The organism is Streptomyces sp. NPDC006711, assembly GCF_042869775.1.
Classification (GTDB): domain Bacteria; phylum Actinomycetota; class Actinomycetes; order Streptomycetales; family Streptomycetaceae; genus Streptomyces.
The window spans coordinates 1-19,092 of the sequence record NZ_JBIAGO010000031.1 but is presented as its reverse complement, the minus strand read 5'-3'; the positions used below and the strand labels follow the sequence as shown (position 1 = coordinate 19,092).

Below are 19,092 nucleotides of genomic sequence, written 5' to 3'. Positions count from 1 at the left end.
TCAGCCCGCGATCGGGTACATCGACCCGCGCCGCCCCTCCGGCGAGGTCAGCCACTCCAGCTTCTCGGCGGTGCCGGTGTTCGGCAGCGGCGTGTGCAGCACGATCACCAGGTCCGGCCGGGCGGGAACGCGCAGTTGCGTGGACTCCACGTGCAGCGCGCCGACCACCGGATGCTCCATCTCCTTGCGCAGCTGCCCGCCGGACTGGACGTCACGCCGCTCCCACAGCTCGACGAACTCCTCGCTGAGCTCCATCGCCTGCTCGATCACCGCCTGGAACCCCTCGTCGTCGGGCCGCTCCGAGCACGCCGCGCGGAACTGGGCGACGACGTGGCAGGCGATCTCCTCCCAACGCTTGGCGCGGGCACGGTAGATGGGGTCGCAGAAGAACGCGAGCAGACAGTTCTGCACGATCTCCGGACGCATCCCGAGGACCAGCGAGGCCGCGTCGTTGTACATGACCGTGTTCCAGTACGCGTCCATGATGTGCGCGGGGAAGGGCATCCACGCGTCGATGAGGCGTTGCAGACCGTCGCACATGGCGGCGCCCGCCGGGTCCACCTCGGGGGCCGGCGGGTTGAGCCCGGCCAGGACGTACAGGTGGCGGCGTTCGGCGCTGGTCAGCTGGAGCACCCGGCCCACCGCGTCAAGCACCTGCGGGGAGACCGTGATGTCGCGGCCTTGTTCCAGCCACTGGTACCAGGAGACCCCGACGCCCGCGAGCACCGCGACCTCCTCGCGGCGCAGGCCCGGGGTGCGGCGGCGGGCCCCGCCGTCGGGCAGCCCGGCCTGCGCGGGGGTGATCCGCGCCCGTCTGCTCATCAAGAACTCGCGCAGTTCGCTGCGGCGGCGTTTGTCGACCGGTGTGGCCACTGACTCCCCCTGAGAAACCGGCTGCCTGGTGGTGCCACCAACAGGATAAGTTCCCACTCTCCACGGGCATTCCCGGGCCGCGAGGGTGGGGCCATGGCGATCGACACCCCGACCACTGACCCCGGGCCCCACGCGGCGGCCCCCGCTCCCTCCGCTCCCCTCTCCTCCCATTCGGACACCGACACCGCTACCGGTACCGGCGCCGGCACGACACCGCCCCGGCTCAGCGGCCGGGCCGCGCTGGTCCTTTTCGTGCTGTGCGCCGCCCAGTTCATGGTGGCGCTCGACTTCTCCGTACTGAACGTGGCGCTGCCCGTGCTCGGCGACGACCTGGGCCTGAGCCGGTCCGCGTTGCAGTGGGCGATCACCGCGTTCGCCCTGCCGTCGGGCGGCTTCCTGCTCCTGTTCGGCCGCGTAGGCGACCTCTTCGGCCGCAAGAAACTGTTCCTGGCCGGCCTCGCCCTGTTCGGTTCGGCCTCGCTGCTGGCCACCCTCGCCTGGGACCCGGCGTCCTTCCTGACCGGGCGCGCCCTTCAGGGTCTCGGCGCGGCCGCCATCGTGCCGACCGGCATGTCCCTGCTGACCACGACGTTCCCCGAGGGTCCGCTGCGCGACAAGGCGCTCGGCATCTCCGGCACGCTGCTCTCGCTGGGCTTCACCATCGGGATGGTGCTGGGCGGCGTCATGACCGACACCCTCGGCTGGCGCTCCACGATGGGCCTGCTCGTGGGCTTCGCGGCGATCGTCCTGGCGCTCGCCCCCGGCCTGCTGCCCGAGTCGCGCACCCCTGAGCGGCCGCGCCTTGACGTGCCCGGCGCGGTCACCGTCACCGGCGGCCTCCTGGCGCTGATCTACGCCCTGTCCTCGGCGGCCCAGCGCGGTTTCGGCGGCGTGGACGTGTGGGGGACCCTGCTCGCGGGGCTGCTCCTGCTCACCGCCTTCGTGGTCGTGGAGGCGAAGGCGTCGGCGCCGCTGGTCTCGCTGCCGATGCTGGGGCGGCGCACGGTGGCCTGGGGCAACGTGGGCGGTCTCGTCACCTTCTCGATGATGTCGACGGTGATCTTCGTCCTGACCCTCTACCTCCAGGACATCCTGCACCTGTCGCCGTTCAGGACCGGTCTTGTCTTCGGCGTCCAGGGCCTCGCGTCGGCCTTCGCCGGCACCCGCGCCGCCCGCCTGATCGGCCGCTTCGGCGCCCGGCGCGTCCTGGCCGGCTCGCTGCTCGGGCAGGGTCTGTTCATCGCCGCGCTCCTGGGCATCGGCACCGGGGCCGGCGCCCTGCTTGCCACCGTCGCCGTCTCGCTGGCCAGCATGTGCCACCTGGGCACGATCATCTCGTACGGGATCACGGTGACCAGCGGCGTCCCCGACGAGGAGCAGGGACTCGCGACCGGCCTTGTCACCACCACGCAGCAGGTCGGCATCACCGTCGGCATCCCGCTGCTCGGTGTGCTGGCCACCACGCAGGCCTCGCTGTTCGACGGGGTGCGTACGGTCCTGGCGATCGACGCGGCCATCGTGCTGGTGACGGCCGCGCTGGTGGCGGTCGGTCTCGGGCGCCGCGGGAAGGTCTGATGGGCCTCGGTCCGGTGGGCCGGGGCGGGCCGGTCAGGGGCGGTCCAGCCGGAGCCGCTGCGCCTTCGGCAGGCCGGCCACCACCAGATCGTAGGAGTCCTCGATGAGCTCCCGGACCATCCGGTCCGGGAGCCCGGCCACGTCCACGGTGTTCCAGTGCCGCTTGTTCATGTGCCAGCCCGGCACGATCGCGGGGTGCTCCTCGCGCAGCCGTACCGCGTCGTCGGGGTCGCACTTGAGGTTGATGGTGAGCGGCTTCGCGTCGAGCGCGGTGAGCGCGAACATCTTCCCCGCCACCTTGAAGACCGAGGTCTCCGGGTTGAACGGGAACTCCTCGGTCGCGGCGTTGAACTCCCGGCAGAACGCCCGCAGTTGCTGAGGTGTCATCTCGCGCCCTCCTTCTCCTCGGCCTCGTTCACCGACGGCTCCACGAGCACAGTGACGATCTTGTTGCGCCGGCCCGCCGGGGATTCCGCCGTCAGCCGCAGCTCGCGGCCGTCCGGCAGTGCCACGCGCGCCGAGGCGCCCGCGATGGGAACCCGGCCGAGCGCCTTGGCGAGCAGTCCCCCGACCGTCTCCACGTCCTCGTCGTCGAACGCGTCGAACCCGAACAGCTCGCCCAGGTCGCCGATGTCGAGGCGGGCGGTGACCCGGAAGCAGCCGTCCGCGAGCTCGGTGACGGGGGGCAGCTCGCGGTCGTACTCGTCGGTGATCTCGCCGACGATCTCCTCCAGGATGTCCTCGATGGTGACGATGCCGGCGGTGCCGCCGTACTCGTCGATGACGACCGCGACGTGGCTGCGCTGCTGCTGCATCTCGCGCAGCAGGTCACCGGCGTTCTTGGTGTCGGGCACGAAGGCCGCGGGGCGCATCGCGGTGGAGACGAGGTCGGCCTCGCTGTCCCGGTTGATGTGCGTCTTGCGCACCAGGTCCTTCAGGTAGACGATCCCGACGATGTCGTCCTCGTTCTCGCCGGTCACCGGGATCCGGGAGAAGCCGGAGCGCAGCGCGAGGGTGAGGGCCTGGCGGATCGTCTTGTAGCGCTCGATGCACACGAGGTCGGTGCGCGGGACCATGACCTCGCGCACCAGGGTGTCGCCGAGTTCGAAGACGGAGTGCACCATGCGGCGCTCGTCGTCCTCGATCAGGGATTCCCGCTCGGCGAGGTCCACCAGGGCGCGCAGTTCGGCCTCGGAGGCGAAGGGGCCCTTGCGGAAGCCCTTGCCCGGGGTCAGCGCGTTGCCGAGCAGGATCAGCAGCTGCGGGACGGGGCCCATGACCCGGGCCAGCGGCAGCAGCACGTACGCGGCCGCCGTCGCGGTGTTCAGCGGGTGCTGGCGGCCGATGGTGCGCGGTGAGACGCCGACGGCGACGTAGGAGACGAGCACCATCACCGCGATGGCGACCAGCAGCGCCGCCCATGTCTGGGTGAACTCCTCCAGGCAGACGTAGGTGACCAGGACGCCGGCGGCCATCTCGCACGCGACCCGCACGAGCAGCGCCACGTTGAGATAGCGCGTGGGGTCGGAGGCGATCTGGGCGAGCTTGGCGCTGCCGCGCCGCCCGGTGCGGACCGCCTCCTGCGCGCCGAAGGAGGACGTACGGGCGAGCCCGGCCTCGGCGCAGGCGGCGAGCCAGGCGACGACGACCAGCGCGACGGCGCCGGCGATGAGCTGCCCGGTCATGAGACGGTCGGCGCCGGGGAGGGACCGGTCAGGCCCTTCTCCGCGCGCCAGCCGTCGACGATCGCCGCCTGGAGGCCGAACATCTCGGCCTTCTCGTCCGGCTCCTCGTGGTCGTAGCCGAGCAGGTGCAGCACGCCGTGGACGGTCAGGAGCTGAAGCTCCTCGTCCATGGAGTGCTGCGTCTCGGCGTCCTCGCCCTGCTTCTTGGCGACCTCGGGGCACAGCACGATGTCACCGAGGAGCCCCTGCGGGAGCTCCGCCGCGTCGTCGGCCTTGGCCGGCGGGCGCAGCTCGTCCATCGGGAAGGACATGACGTCGGTGGGGCCGGGCAGGTCCATCCACTGGATGTGCAGCTGCTCCATGGCTTCGGCGTCCACGACGATCACCGAGAGCTCGGAGAGCGGGTGGATCCGCATCCGCGTGAGGGCGTAGCGGGCGATGTCGAGGATCGCCTGCTCGTCGACCTCGGTTCCGGATTCGTTGTTGACGTCGATCGACATGGTGCGCTCTGCTCTACTTCCCGTTCCGGCCGCGCCGACCTTCGTGGTCCTGGCGGCTGTCGTACTGCTCGTACGCGTCGACGATACGGCCGACGAGCTTGTGCCGGACGACATCCTGGGAGGTGAGCCGGGAGAAGTGCACGTCATCGACGCCTTCCAGGATCTCCTGGACCTGGCGCAGACCACTCTTGGTGCCGCTGGGTAGGTCGACCTGGGTGACGTCACCCGTGATGACGATCTTGGAGTCGAAGCCGAGGCGGGTCAGGAACATCTTCATCTGCTCGGCGCTGGTGTTCTGCGCCTCGTCGAGGATGATGAACGCGTCATTGAGGGTGCGACCCCTCATGTACGCCAGGGGGGCGACCTCGATGGTGCCGGCTGCCATCAGGCGGGGGATGGACTCCGGGTCGAGCATGTCGTGCAGGGCGTCGTACAGCGGGCGCAGGTACGGGTCGATCTTCTCGTAGAGCGTGCCGGGCAGGAAGCCGAGGCGTTCGCCGGCCTCGACCGCCGGGCGGGTCAGGATGATCCGGGTGACCTGCTTGGACTGGAGGGCCTGGACCGCCTTGGCCATGGCCAGATAGGTCTTGCCGGTGCCGGCGGGGCCGATGCCGAAGACGATCGTGTGCTTGTCGATCGCGTCGACGTAGCGCTTCTGGTTGAGCGTCTTGGGGCGGATGGTGCGGCCGCGGTTGGAGAGGATGTTCTGCGTGAGCACTTCGGCGGGGGTCTCGCCCCTGGCGTCCCCGTTGGCTGCGCTGCCGCTCGCGCGGAGCATGGCGACCGAGCGTTCCACTGCGTCCTCCGTCATCGGCTGTCCGGTGCGGAGCACCAGCAACATCTCGTCGAACAGGCGCTGCACGAGGGCGACTTCCGTCGCGTCTCCCACGGCGCTGATCTCATTGCCCCGTACGTGGATGTCGGCCGACGGGAAGGCCTTCTCGATCACGCGCAGCAGGGAATCGCTCGACCCCAGGACGGTCACCATGGGGTGCTTGGCCGGGATGGTGATCTGGGCGTGCGCCTGCGGGTGTGTGGGTGTCTGCGTCATGGGCCGGCTCTGTGGCCTGCACATACCTCCGTTGCAGGGTTCTCGCCGCTCGAGAGCCTCTGGGTTACCAAGCGTACGACTTGCCGAGGACGTGGCCGAGAGGTTTTACGCCCCGGTCCTGCCCGGGGGCGCCCGGGGCGGGCTCCGCCCCGCCGGCGAGGCGGGGGCGCCCGGTCAGGACGGGGGGCGGAAGCCCAGGGTGGGCAGGGCCCGGCGCAGGGGCCAGGTGCGGGCCGGGCCGGGCAAGAGGGCGCTCAGGAAGGCGTAGCGGCGCAGGGCCGCCGGGTCCTGGTCGGGCAGGGTGCGCACCCGCTCCCACCAGCTCGCGATCTCCGCCCAGCCCGGCGCCGAGAGCGAACCGCCGAACTCCTGGACCGACAGGGCCGCCGTGAGCCCCGCGAAGGCGAGCCGGTCGGCGAGCGGCCAGCCCGCGAGGGTGCCGGTGACGAACCCCGCCACGAAGACGTCGCCCGCGCCCGTGGGGTCGAGGGCCTCCACCTCGATGGCCGGGACGTCCGCCGTCTCGCCGGTCGCCGCGTCCACCGCGTACGCGCCCTCGGACCCCAGCGTGACCACCGCGAGCGGCACCTTCTCGGCCAGCGCGCGGGCCGCTGCGCGCGGGCAGTCGGTGCGGGTGTAGCGCATCGCCTCGGCCGCGTTGGGCAAGAACGCCTCGCAATGGGCGAGGTCGGCGAGGGCCGCCAGGTCCCAGCGTCCGGAGTCGTCCCAGCCGACGTCCGCGAAGATCCGCGAACCGGACCGCGCGGCGTCCGCGATCCACGCCTCGGGGCGGCCGGGCTCCAGGGAGGCGACGGCGGCCCGGGCGCGCGGCGGGCAGCTGGGCGCGGACAGCTCGTGCGGCGCCTCGTGCCCGTGCGTGACCATCGTGCGTTCGCCCTCGTACGCCATGGACACGGTGACCGGGGAGTGCCAGCCGCGCACGGTGCGCGAGAGCGACAGGTCGATGCCCTCGCCCTGTTCCAGCGCGTCCCAGCAGTACTCGCCGTAGTGGTCGTCCCCGAAGGCCGCGGCGAGTGAGGTGTGCAGGCCGAGCCGGGCCAGGGCGGTTGCCATGTTGGCGACGCCGCCGGGGCTCGATCCCATGCCGCGCGCCCAGGACTCGGTGCCGCGCACCGGGGCGGAGTCGAGGCCGGTGAAGATGATGTCGAGGAAGACGGTGCCGGTGAGGAAGACGTCGCAGGGCGGGTCGCGGGGGTCGCGCAGCCCGTCCAGCGGGTCGAGTGGCGAGGAGGGGCGCGGCTCGGCCGTGGAGGCGTGGCGCCGCTCGCCGTGGGGCCCGCCGGGGTCACCGGGACGCCGCCGGCCGGTCGGCGCCGTAGTGTGCACGCCCGCGCCCGGCCCCGCCGGGCCGGGCCGGTGCTCGCCGGGGGGTTCGGGCGCGCGGTGGTCGTGGGGGGTGGGCGGCTGCTCTCTGCTGGGTGGTGTCGTCACGGCGGGCTCTCCGTTCGCGTACAGATCTGGCAAGTCTGCCCGATCCGTGGGCGGGGGCGGCCGCGTCGCGTTCGCGCCAGGGTGCCGTCGTGGTCGAGCCGGCGCCGATGGGGCTCGGGTGGTCTGCGTGGCGTGCGTGGCGTATGTGACGTATGTGGTGCGCGCATCCCGGTGGCCTCTTCTCACGAGCCCGTCCAGAAGGGGCAATTGGGACTACGTCTGTGAACGAGGTGGCGTCGAGGACGGACCCGACGGGCGAATGCGGGCCCGTCCAACCTCCGCCCCGGCGCGCGAAATTCGCTCGCATACCCGACGGACTCCAGACCAAACGCAACGTGACTCAGATCACACCGTCCTGGCTTTTCGCGCACTCCGGACCCTTGATACAAATTGGGCCGCGTTCCCGCACAACACCGGGCGCATCCCCCCTCTTTGGCCTCCTGCCCCACGGGCACTGTTCCTTGGAACGCCCATGTCCGCACGCTCTCGTGCCGCCTGGCCCCTGGTCGCCGTCTTCACCGCCGGTTACCTCGCCGCGTATCTCCTCCCCACCGTCGTCGGCCGTCTCTCGGCGGGCCTCGGCCTCTCCCCCGCCGAAGCCGGACTCGTCGGCTCCGCCCTGCTGTTGAGCTCGGCGACGGCCGGGTTCACGCTCGCCTCCCGGGTGGAACGGCACGGGCCGCGCCGTCTCGCCAGGCTGGGGCTGCTGCTCGCGGTCACCGGGTACGGCGTCGCGGCCCTCACCACGCTGATCCCGCTCGTCGTGGCCGGGGCGGTCGTCGGCGGCCTCGGGTCCGGCACGGCCACGGCGGTGGCGGCGGCCGGTATCGCCGCCCAGCGCGACCCCCACCGCGCGTCCACGCTCGGCCTGCTCTGCGTCTCCGCGACGGCGGGCGCGCTGTACCTGACGATCCCTCACCTCGGCGGCGGGCACGCGACCCCGCTCGCCTCGATCGCCCTGGTGGCGGCCCTCGCGTGGCCGGCGACGCGGTGGCTTCCGGGCGCGTGCGGCGCGGAGCGGCCCGGGGAGGCGGTCGGCGCGGTGGGTGCGGTCGGCGCTGCGGGTGCGGTCGGCTCGTCGGGCGCGCGGCTGCCGCACCGGCGCTCCGGTACGGTCCTGGCCGCGACGATGCTCTGCTGGTCCCTCGCGCAGAACGCGCTGTGGGGGGTCAGCGGGCGGATCGGGATCACGCAGGCCGGCCTGAGCGAGGTCACCGTCGGCATGGTCTTCGCGGCCGGGCTCGGCTCGGGGCTGCTCGGTGTGCTCGGCGCGGGTGCGCTCGGCGCGCGGCTCGGGCGGGCGGTGCCGATCGGCGCCGGTACGGCGATCATCGCGTGCTGCGTGGTGGTGAGTTCGTCCGCGCGGGGACTCGTGTCCTTCGCGGGCGGCGAGATCCTGTGGAACCTGTTCTACCCGGTGGTGCTCTCCTACCTCATCGGCCTGTCCGCCTCGCTCGATCCGCACGGGCGCTGGGCGGTTCTGGCGGGGTCGGCGTCCTCGCTCGGGGTCGCCTGCGGGCCGGTCACCGGCAGCCTGCTCTCGCAGTACGCGGGGTACGGCGGGATGGGGTTCACGCTGTGCGCGCTGCTGCTGCTCGTCGCGGCGCCGCTGAGCGCGGTGGCGCTGCACACGTCCGGGCGGCCGCTGGTGCCGGGGTCCATCCGGCGCCGGGGTGGTACGCCTGCGGCGGTGGTCGCGGGGCGGGGGGCCGGGGCGGCGGGGTTGCTGCCGCAGATCGGGGTGCCGGAGCAGGAGGTCGCGGAGATCGCGATCGTCTCCCGCGCGAGACGCCGCCGCAAGGTCCTGGCCTCCTGACGCGGCCGCTCGCCCATCCGGGCCAGCACCAACCCTGCCGGGGGCGCGGGGACAGGCCGGCTATGCCGGTGCGGGCCAGCACGCATCCCGCCAGGGGCGCGGGGACAGGTCAGCTATGCCCGTGCGGGCCAGCGCCGACCCCGCCAGGGGCGCGGGGAACTGCGCGACCAGCCACCCACGGGCCCGCACCCAAGGACCCTGGGGCTCCGCCCCAGACCCCGTTCGCGCTGAACGCGCTCGTCCTCAAACGCCGGACAGGCTGAGGTTGCCCATGCAGGCCCGCACGAGCCCTGCCAGGGGTGGGCGGCGGGCTGAGGATACGCACGCGGGCCCACATCGGATACTCAGGGGCGCGGGGAACTGCGCGACCAGCCACCCACGGTCCGCAGCCAGGGTCCCCGGGGCTCCGCCCCAGACCCCATTCGCGCCTGAAGGGCGCTCGTCCTCAATCGCCGGACAGGCTGAGGTTGCCCATGCGGGCCAGCGCGGACCCCGCCAGGGGCGCGGGGACAGGCCGGGTATGCCCATGCGGGCCAGCGCCGACCCCGCCAGGGGCGCGGGGAACTGCGCGACCAGCCACCCACGGGCCCGCACCCAAGGACCCTGGGGCTCCGCCCCAGACCCCGATCGCGCTGAACGCGCTCGTCCTCAAACGCCGGACAGGCTGAGGTTGCCCATGCAGGCCAGCGTCGAGTAGTCAGGGGCGCGGGGACAGGCTGGGTATGCCCATGCGGGCCCGCGCGAGCCCTGCCAGGGCAGACCGGCTGAGGATGCGCATGCGGGCCAGCGCCGAGCCCGTCAGGGGCGCGGGGAACTGCGCGGCCGGCCGCCCCGGGCCGGGGGGCTCAGGACTCCGGGAAGGTGTACGCGGCGACCTCCGCCAAATACCGCTCGCGCAGCACCTCGTCATCGTCCAGGAACGACGCCACGAACGAGTTCCGCGCCAACTCCCGCAACCGCTCCCGCCCCAGCCCCAACGCCTCCCGCACCGCGTGAAACGTGTCGCCCACGTACCCGCCGAAGTACGCCGGATCGTCGGAGTTGACCGTGCACAGCAGGCCCGTGTCCATCATGGCCGCCAGCGGATGCTCCTCCAGCGTGTCGATCGCGCGCAGCCGGACGTTCGACAGCGGGCAGAGCGTCAGCGGGATGCGGTCGCGGACCAGGCGGGCCACCAGATCGGGGTCCTCCAGGGCGCGCAGGCCGTGGTCGATCCGCTCCACCCCCAGCACGTCCAGCGCCTCGGTGATGTACGCCGGCGGCCCCTCCTCGCCCGCGTGCGCGACCCGCCGCAGCCCGAGGGCCGCCGCCGCCTCGTACACCTCGCGGAACTTGGCCGGCGGATGGCCGACCTCCGCCGAGTCGAGCCCGATGCCCGTGATCCGGTCCAGATACGGCCGCGCCGCCTCCAGCGTGAGCAGCGCCGACTGGGCCGACTCGTCCCGCAGGAAGCACAGGATGAGCCGGGTCGAGATGCCGTGGCGTTCCTCGCTCGCGGACAGCGCCCGCCACAGGCCCTCCACCACCGTGCCCATGGGCACGCCCCGCGCCATGTGCGCCTGCGGGTCGAAGAAGATCTCGGCGTGCCGGACGCCCTGGGCGGCGGCCCGGGTCAGATAGGCGTCGGCAAGCGCCGTGAAGTCGTCCTCGGTCCGCAGCACCCGCATCAGGGAGTAGTACAGGTTCAGAAAGGACTGGAGGTCGTCGAAGAGGTACGCCTTGCGCAGCTCCTCGGTGTCGGCGTACGGCAGCTCCATGCCGTTGCGGGCGGCGAGTTCGAAGGCCAGCTCGGGTTCGAGGGTCCCTTCGATGTGGAGGTGGAGTTCGGCTTTGGGGAGGGAGGAGGGGAGGGGCATGGGGGGGTCCTAAGGGTGGTGCTGGGGTGGGTGGTTCGGTGCGGGCCGGTGGGGGGGGCTCAGGCGGCGCGTCGGGGGACGGGGATCCGGGTGAGGTCGGCCGCCACGGTCAGCTCGCCCTCGTATCCGGCGGCGCGGGCCTGGCGCTCGAACTCCCCCGGGTCGGCGTAGCGCTGCGAGAAGTGGGTGAGGACCAGTGCGCGTACGCCCGCGTCGCGGGCCACGGTCGCCGCCTGACCGGCCGTCAAGTGTCCGTGTTCGGTGGCGAGTTGGACGTCGCCGTCCAGGAACGTCGACTCGATCACCAGCATGTCGCAGCCGTCCGCGAGGACCCGGGCGCCCTCGCACAGGCGGGTGTCCATGATGAACGCGAAGCGCTGCCCGCGCCGGATCTCGCTGACGTCGTCGAGCGTGACGCCGTTCAGTTCGCCCTCGCGCGCCAGGCGACCCACGTCGGGGCCCGTGATGCCGCGCTCGGCCAGCAGCTCGGGCAGCATCCGGCGCCCGTCGGGCTCGACGAGCCGGTAGCCGTAGGACTCGACGGGGTGGGAGAGCCTGCGGGCGTCCAGCGTGTACGCGGCCGTCGTGGCCAGCACCGCGCCCTCGCCCTCGACCGGCTCCTGGCCGAGCTCCACACACTCCCGGTAGGCCGTGGCGTACCGCAGCCGCTCGAAGAAGTGCTCGCCGCTGCGCGGGTAGTGCGCGGTGACCGGGTGCGGGACCCGGTCGAGGTTGATCCGCTGGATCACCCCGGCCAGGCCGAGCGAGTGGTCGCCGTGGAAGTGCGTGACGCAGATCCGGTCGATGTCGTGGGCGGCGACCCCGGCCCGCAGCATCTGGCGCTGCGTGCCCTCGCCCGGGTCGAAGAGGATGCCCTCGCCGTCCCACCGCAGCAGGTAGCCGTTGTGGTTGCGGTGCCGGGTGGGCACCTGGCTCGCGGTGCCGAGCACCACCAATTCACGTACGGACACGGAAAATCGCCTTGCTGTGCGGGACGCTGGACGGGCGCTGGCGCGGAACTATCCGGGCGGCCACTGGAGGCCGCGGCCGCCCAGGACGTGCACGTGGGCGTGGAAGACGGTCTGGCCCGCGCCGCTGCCGGTGTTGAACACGAGCCGGTAGCCGCTCTTGTCGATGTTCTCATCGGCGGCGACCTGCCCGGCCTCCCGTACGACGTCCGCGAGGACAGCGGGTTCGGCGGCGGCGAGCGAGGCGGCGTCGGGGTGGTGCACCTTGGGGATGACCAGGATGTGGGAGGGCGCCTGGGGGTTGATGTCGCGGAACGCCACCGTCGTGTCGGTCTCGCGCACGACGGTCGCCGGGACATCGCCCGAGACGATTTTGCAGAACAGGCAGTCGGCCTGCGGCTCTCCGGCCATGGTCCGGTCTCCTTGGTCGCGTTGATCAGGTAACCCGCATGCTACTCAACGCGTTCGGACCAGGACGCGGAGAGCGGTGTTCCGGGCCGGCACGGGGGTGCGTGGGGTGCGGGCCCGGTCTACTTGCCGCGGAAGGACTCGGTGACGGTCACGGTCACGGTTGCCGTCACGGTGACCGTGGGGGTGGCGCCCGGGCGGGGTGTCGCCTGGCCGGCCGTGGGCGCGGGGGCCGCACAGTCGCCCAGGACGGAGGCGCGCAGGACGGTCCTCCCGGCGGCCTTCGCGGTCAGGTCGCCCTTCACGCAGCGGCCCTCGACTTCGGCGGTGACCCTGCCCTTGACCGTGACCGGCCTGCCGTCCTTGGTCTCGCCCTGGCAGTCGACGGCGGCGACATCACGGGTGGTGCTGCCCGCCGAAGGGGTCGCGGAGGGGCCGTGGCCGAGGTCGGCGGTGCAGGTGAGCCACTTGATGGCGACGTGGTGGTGGGCGAGTTCGGCGGTCGCGGCCTGTTCCGTGGTGACGGCGACGGCGGCGGAGTTGAGGCCGCCGACGGGGTCGCAGGCGGTGAGGCCGACGAGCGCGAGGACGACGGCGGCCGGCGCGGGCAGCGCGCGCGAGGCCGTGCGGCGCGCGGTGTGGTGGCGGGTGCGGTGGACGCGGTATGAGTTCTTGGCCCCCATGGGCGCCAGGGTGCCACCGCTGTCCGGGGCGCGGTAGCCCCCTTGCGGCCATCCCGGGCGCGGACCGGTGCCCCTTGGGCTGCGCCCACTCCCCCGGCCGCCCTCCGGTGGGCACGGGGCTCCGCCCCGGACCCCGCTCCTCAAACGCCGGAGGGGCTGAATTGCCGGAGCCGGCCACACCCCGCCGGACGGGCTGAGTTGCCCGGGCCCGGAGGGGTTGAGTCGCCGGATCGGGGTGGTCAGGTCCAGCGGGGGGTTCGCGACAGCAGGACCGCCGCCGCCACCGTGCCCGCCGTCGAGGTGCGCAGCACGCTGGGGCCCAGGCGGTGGGGCCGCGCGCCGGCCTCGGCGAACATGGCCAGTTCCTCCGGTGAGACGCCGCCCTCGGGGCCCACCACCAGGACGATCTCTCCGGCGGCGGGGAGTTCCACCGTGGCGAGGGCGGCCGACGCCGCGTCGCGGTCCTCGTGCAGGACCACCGCCAGGTCCGCCCCGGCCAGCAGCGCCGCGACCTGCTTGGTGCTCAGCGCGTCGCGCACCTCGGGGAAGCGCACCCGGCGCGACTGCTTGCCCGCCTCGCGGGCCGTACCGCGCCATTTGGCAAGGGACTTGGCGCCGCGCTCGCCCTTCCACTGGGTGATGCAGCGCGCGGCCTGCCAGGGCACGATCGCGTCGACGCCGGTCTCGGTCATCGTCTCCACGGCGACCTCGCCCCGGTCCCCCTTGGGCAGCGCCTGCACCACGGTGACGCGGAGCGCGGGCTCGGGCTCGCTCCCGGCGGAGGTGACGCGGACGCTCAGGCGGTCCTTGCCCTCGGCGGCCACGACGACCGCGTGGGCCCAGTTGCCAGCGCCGTCGGTGAGGGTCACCTCCTCGTCGGGGCGCAGCCGCTTCACGGAGACGGCGTGCCGGCCCTCCGCGCCGTCCAGGACGTACGCGCCGGTGCCCGGCACCGTGTCGACGACGAAGACCGGGGCGGTCATGACGCACTCCTCATGTTCTTCAGGTTCCGCAGGTTGGTGGTCAACTCGGCCGCCGCGTCGTCCAGTTCGGCCGCCAGGACCTCGACGAGGCGGGCCGCGGGGAGCTCGCGGGCGAGGCGGTGGCCCTGGCCCGCCCACAGCGCCATGCCCTGGGGGTCGCCGGCCTCGGCCGCCGCCTTGCGCACGCCGGCGGTCAGCTGGTGCACCTGGGGGTAGGCGGCGGGGGCGTAGGGGCCGTGCTCGCGCATGAAACGGTTCACCAGACCCCGCGCGGGCCGTCCGGAGAACGCGCGCGTCAACTCCGTACGGACGAAAAGGGGGTTGGTCAGGGCCTGTTTGTGCAGCGCGTTGGCGCCCGACTCGGGGCACACGAGGAAGGCGGTGCCCAGTTGTGCCGCGTCCGCGCCGGCCGCGAGCACCGCCGCGATCTGGGCGCCGCGCATCAGGCCGCCCGCGGCGACGATCGGCAGCTGGACGCTGTCGCGTACGAGGGCGATCAGGGTGAGCAGTCCGATGCCCGCGCCGCCGGCCTGCGCATCGTCGCGGAAGGTGCCCTGGTGGCCGCCCGCTTCGACGCCCTGCACACACACCGCGTCGGCCCCCGCCCACTGCGCGGCCTGGGCCTCCTGGGGCGTGGTCACGGTGACGATCGTGTAGGTGCCGATCTTCGCGAACGCGTCCACGACCGCGCGGTCGGGGCAGCCGAAGGTGAAGGAGACGACGGGCACCGGGTCCTCGCGCAGGATGGCGAGCTTGGCCTCGTAGTTGTCGTCGCCCCCGGTGTCCGCGTCGCCCAGCGGCGTCTCGTACCAGGTGGCCTCGCCCGCGAGCTGGTGGCGGTAGACCTCGATGGCGGCGGGGTCGGTGCCGGGGTCCTGGGGCATGAACAGGTTGACGCCGAAGGGCCGGCCGGTCAGGCCGCGCACCTGCTTGATCTCCTGGTACATGCCGTCGGCCGTCTTGTACCCGGCGGCCAGGAAGCCGAGCCCCCCGGCCTCGGACACGGCCGCGGCCAGCGCCGGACCGGAGGCGCCGCCCGCCATGGGCGCCTGCACGATCGGATACCGGCAGAGATCGGTCAAAGCCATGCTTGCATCGTGCCACGACGTCGCTCCCGCACCGAATCGCCGGTCGCCGGAACGTGGAGGGGATGCGAAAAGGGGGCCGGGGTGGTGACCCCGGCCCCCTTCCCGTACGGCCTACCGGCCGTTGAAGGCGTCCTTCAGGCGGGAGAACAGGCCCTGCTGGCCCGGCTGGAACTGGCCCGTGGGGCGCTCCTCGCCGCGCAGCTTGGCCAGCTGACGCAGCAGGTCCTCCTGCTGCGGGTCCAGCTTGCTCGGGGTCAGGACCTCCACGTGCACGATGAGGTCACCGCGCCCGCCGCCGCGCAGATGCGTGATGCCGCGGCCGTGCAGCGGGATGGACTGGCCGGACTGGCTGCCCGGGCGGATGTCCACCTCCTCCATGCCGTCCAGCGTCTGGAGCGGCACCTTCGTGCCGAGCGCCGCCGCCGTCATGGGGATGGTGACCGTGCAGTGCAGGTCGTCGCCGCGCCGCTGGAACACGTCGTGCGCCAGCTCGTGGATCTCCACGTACAGGTCGCCCGCGGGGCCGCCGCCGGGGCCGACCTCGCCCTCGCCCGCGAGCTGGATGCGGGTGCCGTTGTCGACACCGGCCGGGATCTTCACGGTCAGGGTGCGCCGCGAGCGGATGCGGCCGTCGCCCGCGCACTCCGGGCACGGTGTGGGCACCACGGTGCCGAAGCCCTGGCACTGCGGGCAGGGCCGCGAGGTCATGACCTGACCGAGGAAGGACCGGGTGACCTGGGACACCTCGCCGCGACCGCGGCACATGTCACAGGTCTGCGCGGAGGTGCCGGGGGCGGCGCCCTCGCCCGAACAGGTCGTGCACACCACGGCGGTGTCGACCTGGATCTCCTTGGTGGTGCCGAAGGCCGCCTCGTTGAGGTCGATCTCCAGGCGGATCATGGCGTCCTGGCCCCGGCGGGTCCGCGAGCGCGGGCCGCGCTGGGATGCCGTGCCGAAGAAGGCGTCCATGATGTCCGAGAAGTTGCCGAAGCCGCCCGCGCCGAAGCCGCCGGCCCCGCCACCGCCGCCCGACGACGACAGCGGATCCCCGCCGAGGTCGTAGACCTGCTTCTTCTGCGGGTCCGACAGGACCTCGTACGCGGCGTTGATCTCCTTGAAGCGCTCCTGCGTCTTCGGGTCCGGATTCACATCCGGGTGGAGTTCGCGTGCGAGGCGCCGGAACGCCTTCTTGATCTCGTCCTGTGATGCGTCGCGGCGCACGCCGAGTACGGCGTAGTAGTCCGTGGCCACTTACGACTCCGCCAGGATCTGTCCGACGTAACGTGCCACTGCGCGTACCGCTCCCATCGTTCCGGGGTAATCCATGCGGGTCGGTCCGACCACGCCGAGTTTGGCGACCGCCTCGCCGCCGGAACCGTAGCCGACCGACACGACGGACGTGGAGTTCAGTCCTTCATGGGCGTTGTTCTCGTGCCCGATGCGTACGGTCATGCCCGATTCCTTGGCCTCGCCGAGCAGCTTGAGGAGCACGACCTGCTCCTCAAGTGCTTCCAGCACCGGCCTGATGGTCAGCGGGAAGTCGTGTCCGAAGCGGGTCAGATTGGCGGTGCCGCCGATCATCAGCCGCTCCTCGGTCTCTTCGACCAGGGTTTCGAGGAGGGTGGCGAGGACCGTCGAGACGGTTCCCCGGTCCTCCGGTTCAAAGGACTCCGGCAGGTCCTGCACGAGCTGCGGCACGTCCGCGAAGCGGCGTCCCACCACCCGTGCGTTGAGCCGGGCCCGCAGGTCCGCGAGCGCGGCCTCGCCGAACGGCGCCGGGCAGTCGACCATACGCTGCTCGACCCGGCCGGTGTCCGTGATCAGCACCAGCATGAGCCGGGCCGCGGCGAGTGAGAGCAGTTCCACATGCCGCACCGTCGAGCGGGTCAGCGACGGGTACTGCACGACCGCCACCTGCCGGGTCAGCTGCGCGAGCAGCCGCACCGTACGGGCCACGACGTCGTCCAGGTCCACCGCGCTGTCCAGGAAGTTCTGGATCGCGCGGCGCTCGGGCGACGACAGGGGCTTGACGCCCGCGAGCCGGTCGACGAAGAGCCGGTAGCCCTTGTCGGTCGGGATGCGGCCGGCGCTGGTGTGGGGCTGGGCGATGAAGCCCTCCTCCTCCAGGACCGCCATGTCGTTGCGCACGGTCGCCGGTGAGACGCCCAGCGCGTGCCGCTCGGTCAGGGCCTTCGACCCGACCGGCTCCTCGGTGCCGACATAGTCCTGGACGATGGCGCGCAGCACCTCGAGCCTGCGTTCACTGAGCATCGCGCACACCTCCAGTAGCTCCAGTAGCCGTCCGTTTGGCACTCACTGTGTTCGAGTGCCAGCAATCCCCGGCCAGTGTACGGCCGACCGGTACGCCCCTAGCAAGGGCGGCCGACCACGCTACCTCGCGGCGTCGCTCCCGGATCGCGGATAGCGTCGCCTCATGGACATCCGTTGGGAAGAGTTCGGCTGGGAGCGCCTGGGTGACGCAGTGGGGCGCAGACGCCTGCCGGGCTGGGACGCGACCGCCGCGCTGGTCGCCGGCGAGGACGCGCTGCTCCTGTACGACACCGGCGCGACGCTGCGTGAGGGCGCCGAACTGCGGGCGCAGGCGCAGGCCCTGTTCGGCCGCCGTGTGACCCACATCGCGCTCAGCCACCCCCATTTCGACCATGTCCTCGGCACGGCGGCCTTCTCCGGCGCCCAGGTGTACGGGGCCGTCGGCATCGAGCGGGCCCTGGACCCCGAGGAGCTGCGCTCGGACGCGGTACGCCAGGGAGTGCCCGAGCGGGACGCGGCCGAGGCGGCCGACCTGCTGGTGCTGCCCCACCACGCGGTGTCCGGCGAGTGGACGCTCGACCTGGGCGGGCGCCAGGTGCTGCTCGCCAACGTGGGACCCGGGCACAGCGGGCACGACCTGGTGGTGCTCATCCCCGCGAGTGGCGGGTCGCCGGAGATCGTCCTGTGCGGCGACCTCGTGGAGGAGTCGGGCGAGCCGCAGGCGGGCCCGGACGCGGTCGGCACGCGCTGGCCGGCCGCCCTGGACCGGCTGCTGTCGCTCGGCGGCCCGGCAGCGGTGTACGTGCCCGGGCACGGGGCGGTGGTGGACGCGTCCTTCGTCCGCGCCCAGCGTGACCAACTCGCCGTCAGATTCGGCGTGTCGTAGCGCCGGCCGCCCGTATCGTCTGACGCATGCGCAGCTACAGCCCCGACCTGACCCCACCCTGGAAGAAGAAGCAGGCGCCTGTTCCCGAGGTTCCCGCCGAGGCCGATCTCGTCGTCGAGGAGGTCTCCACGGGGTTCTGCGGGGCGGTGATCCGCTGCGAGAAGACGGCGCAGGGGCCGACCGTCACCCTGGAGGACCGTTTCGGCAAGCACCGGGTCTTCCCCATGGAGCCGCGCGGCTTCCTCCTGGAGGGCCGGGTCGTCACCCTCGTACGCCCCTCGGCGGTCGCGCCCGCGCCCGTGCGCCCCGCGCGCACCGCGTCCGGTTCGGTGGCCGTGCCCGGGGCGCGGGCGCGGGTCGCGCGGGCGGGCCGGATCTACGTCGAGGGGCGGCACGACGCGGAGCTCGTGGAGAAGGTGTGGGGGGACGACCTGCGCGTCGAGGGCGTCGTCGTGGAGTACCTGGAGGGCATCGACGATCTTCCCGCCATCGTCGCGGAGTTCGCGCCGGGGCCGGACGCGCGGCTGGGTGTCCTGGTCGACCACCTGGTGCCGGGTTCCAAGGAGTCCCGTATCGCCGCGTCCGTGACGCATCCGGACGTGCTGGTGGTCGGGCACCCCTACATCGACGTGTGGGAGGCCGTGAAGCCGTCGGCCGTCGGGATCGCGGCGTGGCCGGTGGTGCCGCGGGGGCAGGACTGGAAGACGGGGGTGTGCCGGGCGCTGGGGTGGGCCGAGAACACGGGGGCGGCGTGGCAGCGGATCCTTTCGGGGGTGCGGTCCTATCGCGACCTGGATCCGTCGCTGCTCGGCTCCGTGGAGCACCTGATCGACTTCGTCACGGTCCCGTAGCGCGGCCTGGCCCCTCCCCGCCCCTCCCCTAAACCCGCCGGGGGTGAAAGACCCTGGGGCTCCGCCCCAGACCCCGTTCGGCCTGAACGGCCTCGTCCTCAATCTCCCCCAAGGCCTTAAGGGCCAGGGGGGACCCCCATGACGGG

18 protein-coding genes are annotated in these 19,092 nt (G+C 72.7%); 4 read left to right on the top strand and 14 right to left on the bottom strand.

The annotated features are described in order from the left end of the window. Positions 1–822, bottom strand: a complete 822-nt coding sequence (locus ACFYM2_RS33580; RefSeq protein WP_388458172.1) for a helix-turn-helix transcriptional regulator — start codon at positions 820–822, stop codon at positions 1–3. Positions 823–966: 144 nt separating this feature from the next. On the opposite strand from ACFYM2_RS33580, the gene ACFYM2_RS33575 reads away from it, so the two are divergent. Further along, positions 967–2,448, top strand: coding sequence for an MFS transporter (locus ACFYM2_RS33575; protein ID WP_388841461.1), 1,482 nt, complete (start codon positions 967–969; stop codon positions 2,446–2,448). Positions 2,449–2,481: 33 nt separating this feature from the next. On the opposite strand, the gene ACFYM2_RS33570 is transcribed toward ACFYM2_RS33575, so the two are convergent. From ACFYM2_RS33570 to ACFYM2_RS33550, 5 genes are all read right to left on the bottom strand, one after another. Then, a complete protein-coding gene (locus ACFYM2_RS33570; RefSeq protein WP_359000015.1) occupies positions 2,482–2,835 on the bottom strand; it encodes an MmcQ/YjbR family DNA-binding protein in 354 nt (117 codons plus the stop codon). Next, positions 2,832–4,133: a hemolysin family protein gene (locus tag ACFYM2_RS33565; RefSeq protein ID WP_388841458.1), complete on the bottom strand. Its 1,302-nt coding sequence runs from the start codon at positions 4,131–4,133 to the stop codon at positions 2,832–2,834. Before ACFYM2_RS33565 ends, ACFYM2_RS33570 begins: the two co-directional genes overlap by 4 nt. Further along, complete coding sequence (gene ybeY, locus ACFYM2_RS33560; RefSeq protein WP_350230193.1) at positions 4,130–4,633, bottom strand: rRNA maturation RNase YbeY; 504 nt, start codon at positions 4,631–4,633, stop codon at positions 4,130–4,132. The genes ACFYM2_RS33565 and ybeY overlap by 4 nt, the downstream gene beginning before the upstream one ends. A gap of 13 nt (positions 4,634–4,646) precedes the next feature. After that, the gene (locus ACFYM2_RS33555) at positions 4,647–5,684 is read right to left on the bottom strand and encodes a PhoH family protein (RefSeq protein ID WP_359000022.1); all 1,038 of its coding nucleotides are present in this window, start codon (positions 5,682–5,684) and stop codon (positions 4,647–4,649) included. Between the two features lie 174 nt (positions 5,685–5,858). Beyond that, positions 5,859–6,917, bottom strand: a complete 1,059-nt coding sequence (locus ACFYM2_RS33550; RefSeq protein WP_388458174.1) for a carbohydrate kinase family protein — start codon at positions 6,915–6,917, stop codon at positions 5,859–5,861. 691 nt (positions 6,918–7,608) lie between these two features. Here ACFYM2_RS33550 and ACFYM2_RS33545 point away from each other — a divergent pair. After that, positions 7,609–8,952 (top strand): MFS transporter, encoded by a 1,344-nt coding sequence (locus ACFYM2_RS33545; protein WP_388458115.1) that lies wholly within the window; start codon positions 7,609–7,611, stop codon positions 8,950–8,952. Positions 8,953–9,797: 845 nt separating this feature from the next. Here ACFYM2_RS33545 and ACFYM2_RS33540 read toward each other — a convergent pair. The 8 genes from ACFYM2_RS33540 to hrcA form a co-directional block, all read right to left on the bottom strand. Beyond that, the gene (locus tag ACFYM2_RS33540; RefSeq protein ID WP_388841455.1) at positions 9,798–10,808 is read right to left on the bottom strand and encodes an adenosine deaminase; all 1,011 of its coding nucleotides are present in this window, start codon (positions 10,806–10,808) and stop codon (positions 9,798–9,800) included. A 59-nt stretch (positions 10,809–10,867) separates the two neighbouring features. After that, complete coding sequence (locus ACFYM2_RS33535; protein ID WP_388841453.1) at positions 10,868–11,779, bottom strand: ribonuclease Z; 912 nt, start codon at positions 11,777–11,779, stop codon at positions 10,868–10,870. 48 nt (positions 11,780–11,827) lie between these two features. Further along, entirely contained in the window at positions 11,828–12,187 is a 360-nt protein-coding gene (locus ACFYM2_RS33530; protein WP_359000034.1) for a histidine triad nucleotide-binding protein, read from the bottom strand. A 119-nt stretch (positions 12,188–12,306) separates the two neighbouring features. Beyond that, complete coding sequence (locus ACFYM2_RS33525; protein ID WP_388841450.1) at positions 12,307–12,867, bottom strand: hypothetical protein; 561 nt, start codon at positions 12,865–12,867, stop codon at positions 12,307–12,309. A 239-nt stretch (positions 12,868–13,106) separates the two neighbouring features. Next, on the bottom strand, positions 13,107–13,850 hold the full coding sequence (locus ACFYM2_RS33520; RefSeq protein ID WP_388841447.1) for a 16S rRNA (uracil(1498)-N(3))-methyltransferase: 744 nt from the start codon (positions 13,848–13,850) through the stop codon (positions 13,107–13,109). After that, the gene (locus ACFYM2_RS33515; RefSeq protein WP_388458120.1) at positions 13,847–14,938 is read right to left on the bottom strand and encodes a nitronate monooxygenase; all 1,092 of its coding nucleotides are present in this window, start codon (positions 14,936–14,938) and stop codon (positions 13,847–13,849) included. The genes ACFYM2_RS33520 and ACFYM2_RS33515 overlap by 4 nt, the downstream gene beginning before the upstream one ends. Before the next feature lie 111 nt (positions 14,939–15,049). Beyond that, positions 15,050–16,189 carry a molecular chaperone DnaJ gene (gene dnaJ / locus ACFYM2_RS33510; RefSeq protein WP_359000046.1) on the bottom strand — a complete coding sequence of 380 codons (1,140 nt, stop codon included), beginning with the start codon at positions 16,187–16,189 and terminating at the stop codon, positions 15,050–15,052. Then, a complete protein-coding gene (hrcA, locus tag ACFYM2_RS33505) occupies positions 16,190–17,209 on the bottom strand; it encodes a heat-inducible transcriptional repressor HrcA (RefSeq protein WP_100578282.1) in 1,020 nt (339 codons plus the stop codon). A gap of 163 nt (positions 17,210–17,372) precedes the next feature. Here hrcA and ACFYM2_RS33500 point away from each other — a divergent pair, with 163 nt between their 5' ends. Both ACFYM2_RS33500 and ACFYM2_RS33495 read left to right on the top strand, forming a co-directional pair. Next, positions 17,373–18,095 carry an MBL fold metallo-hydrolase gene (locus ACFYM2_RS33500; RefSeq protein WP_388841445.1) on the top strand — a complete coding sequence of 241 codons (723 nt, stop codon included), beginning with the start codon at positions 17,373–17,375 and terminating at the stop codon, positions 18,093–18,095. Positions 18,096–18,121: 26 nt separating this feature from the next. Further along, positions 18,122–18,946 (top strand): DUF3097 domain-containing protein, encoded by an 825-nt coding sequence (locus tag ACFYM2_RS33495; RefSeq protein WP_359000052.1) that lies wholly within the window; start codon positions 18,122–18,124, stop codon positions 18,944–18,946. Positions 18,947–19,092: the final 146 nt, after the last annotated feature.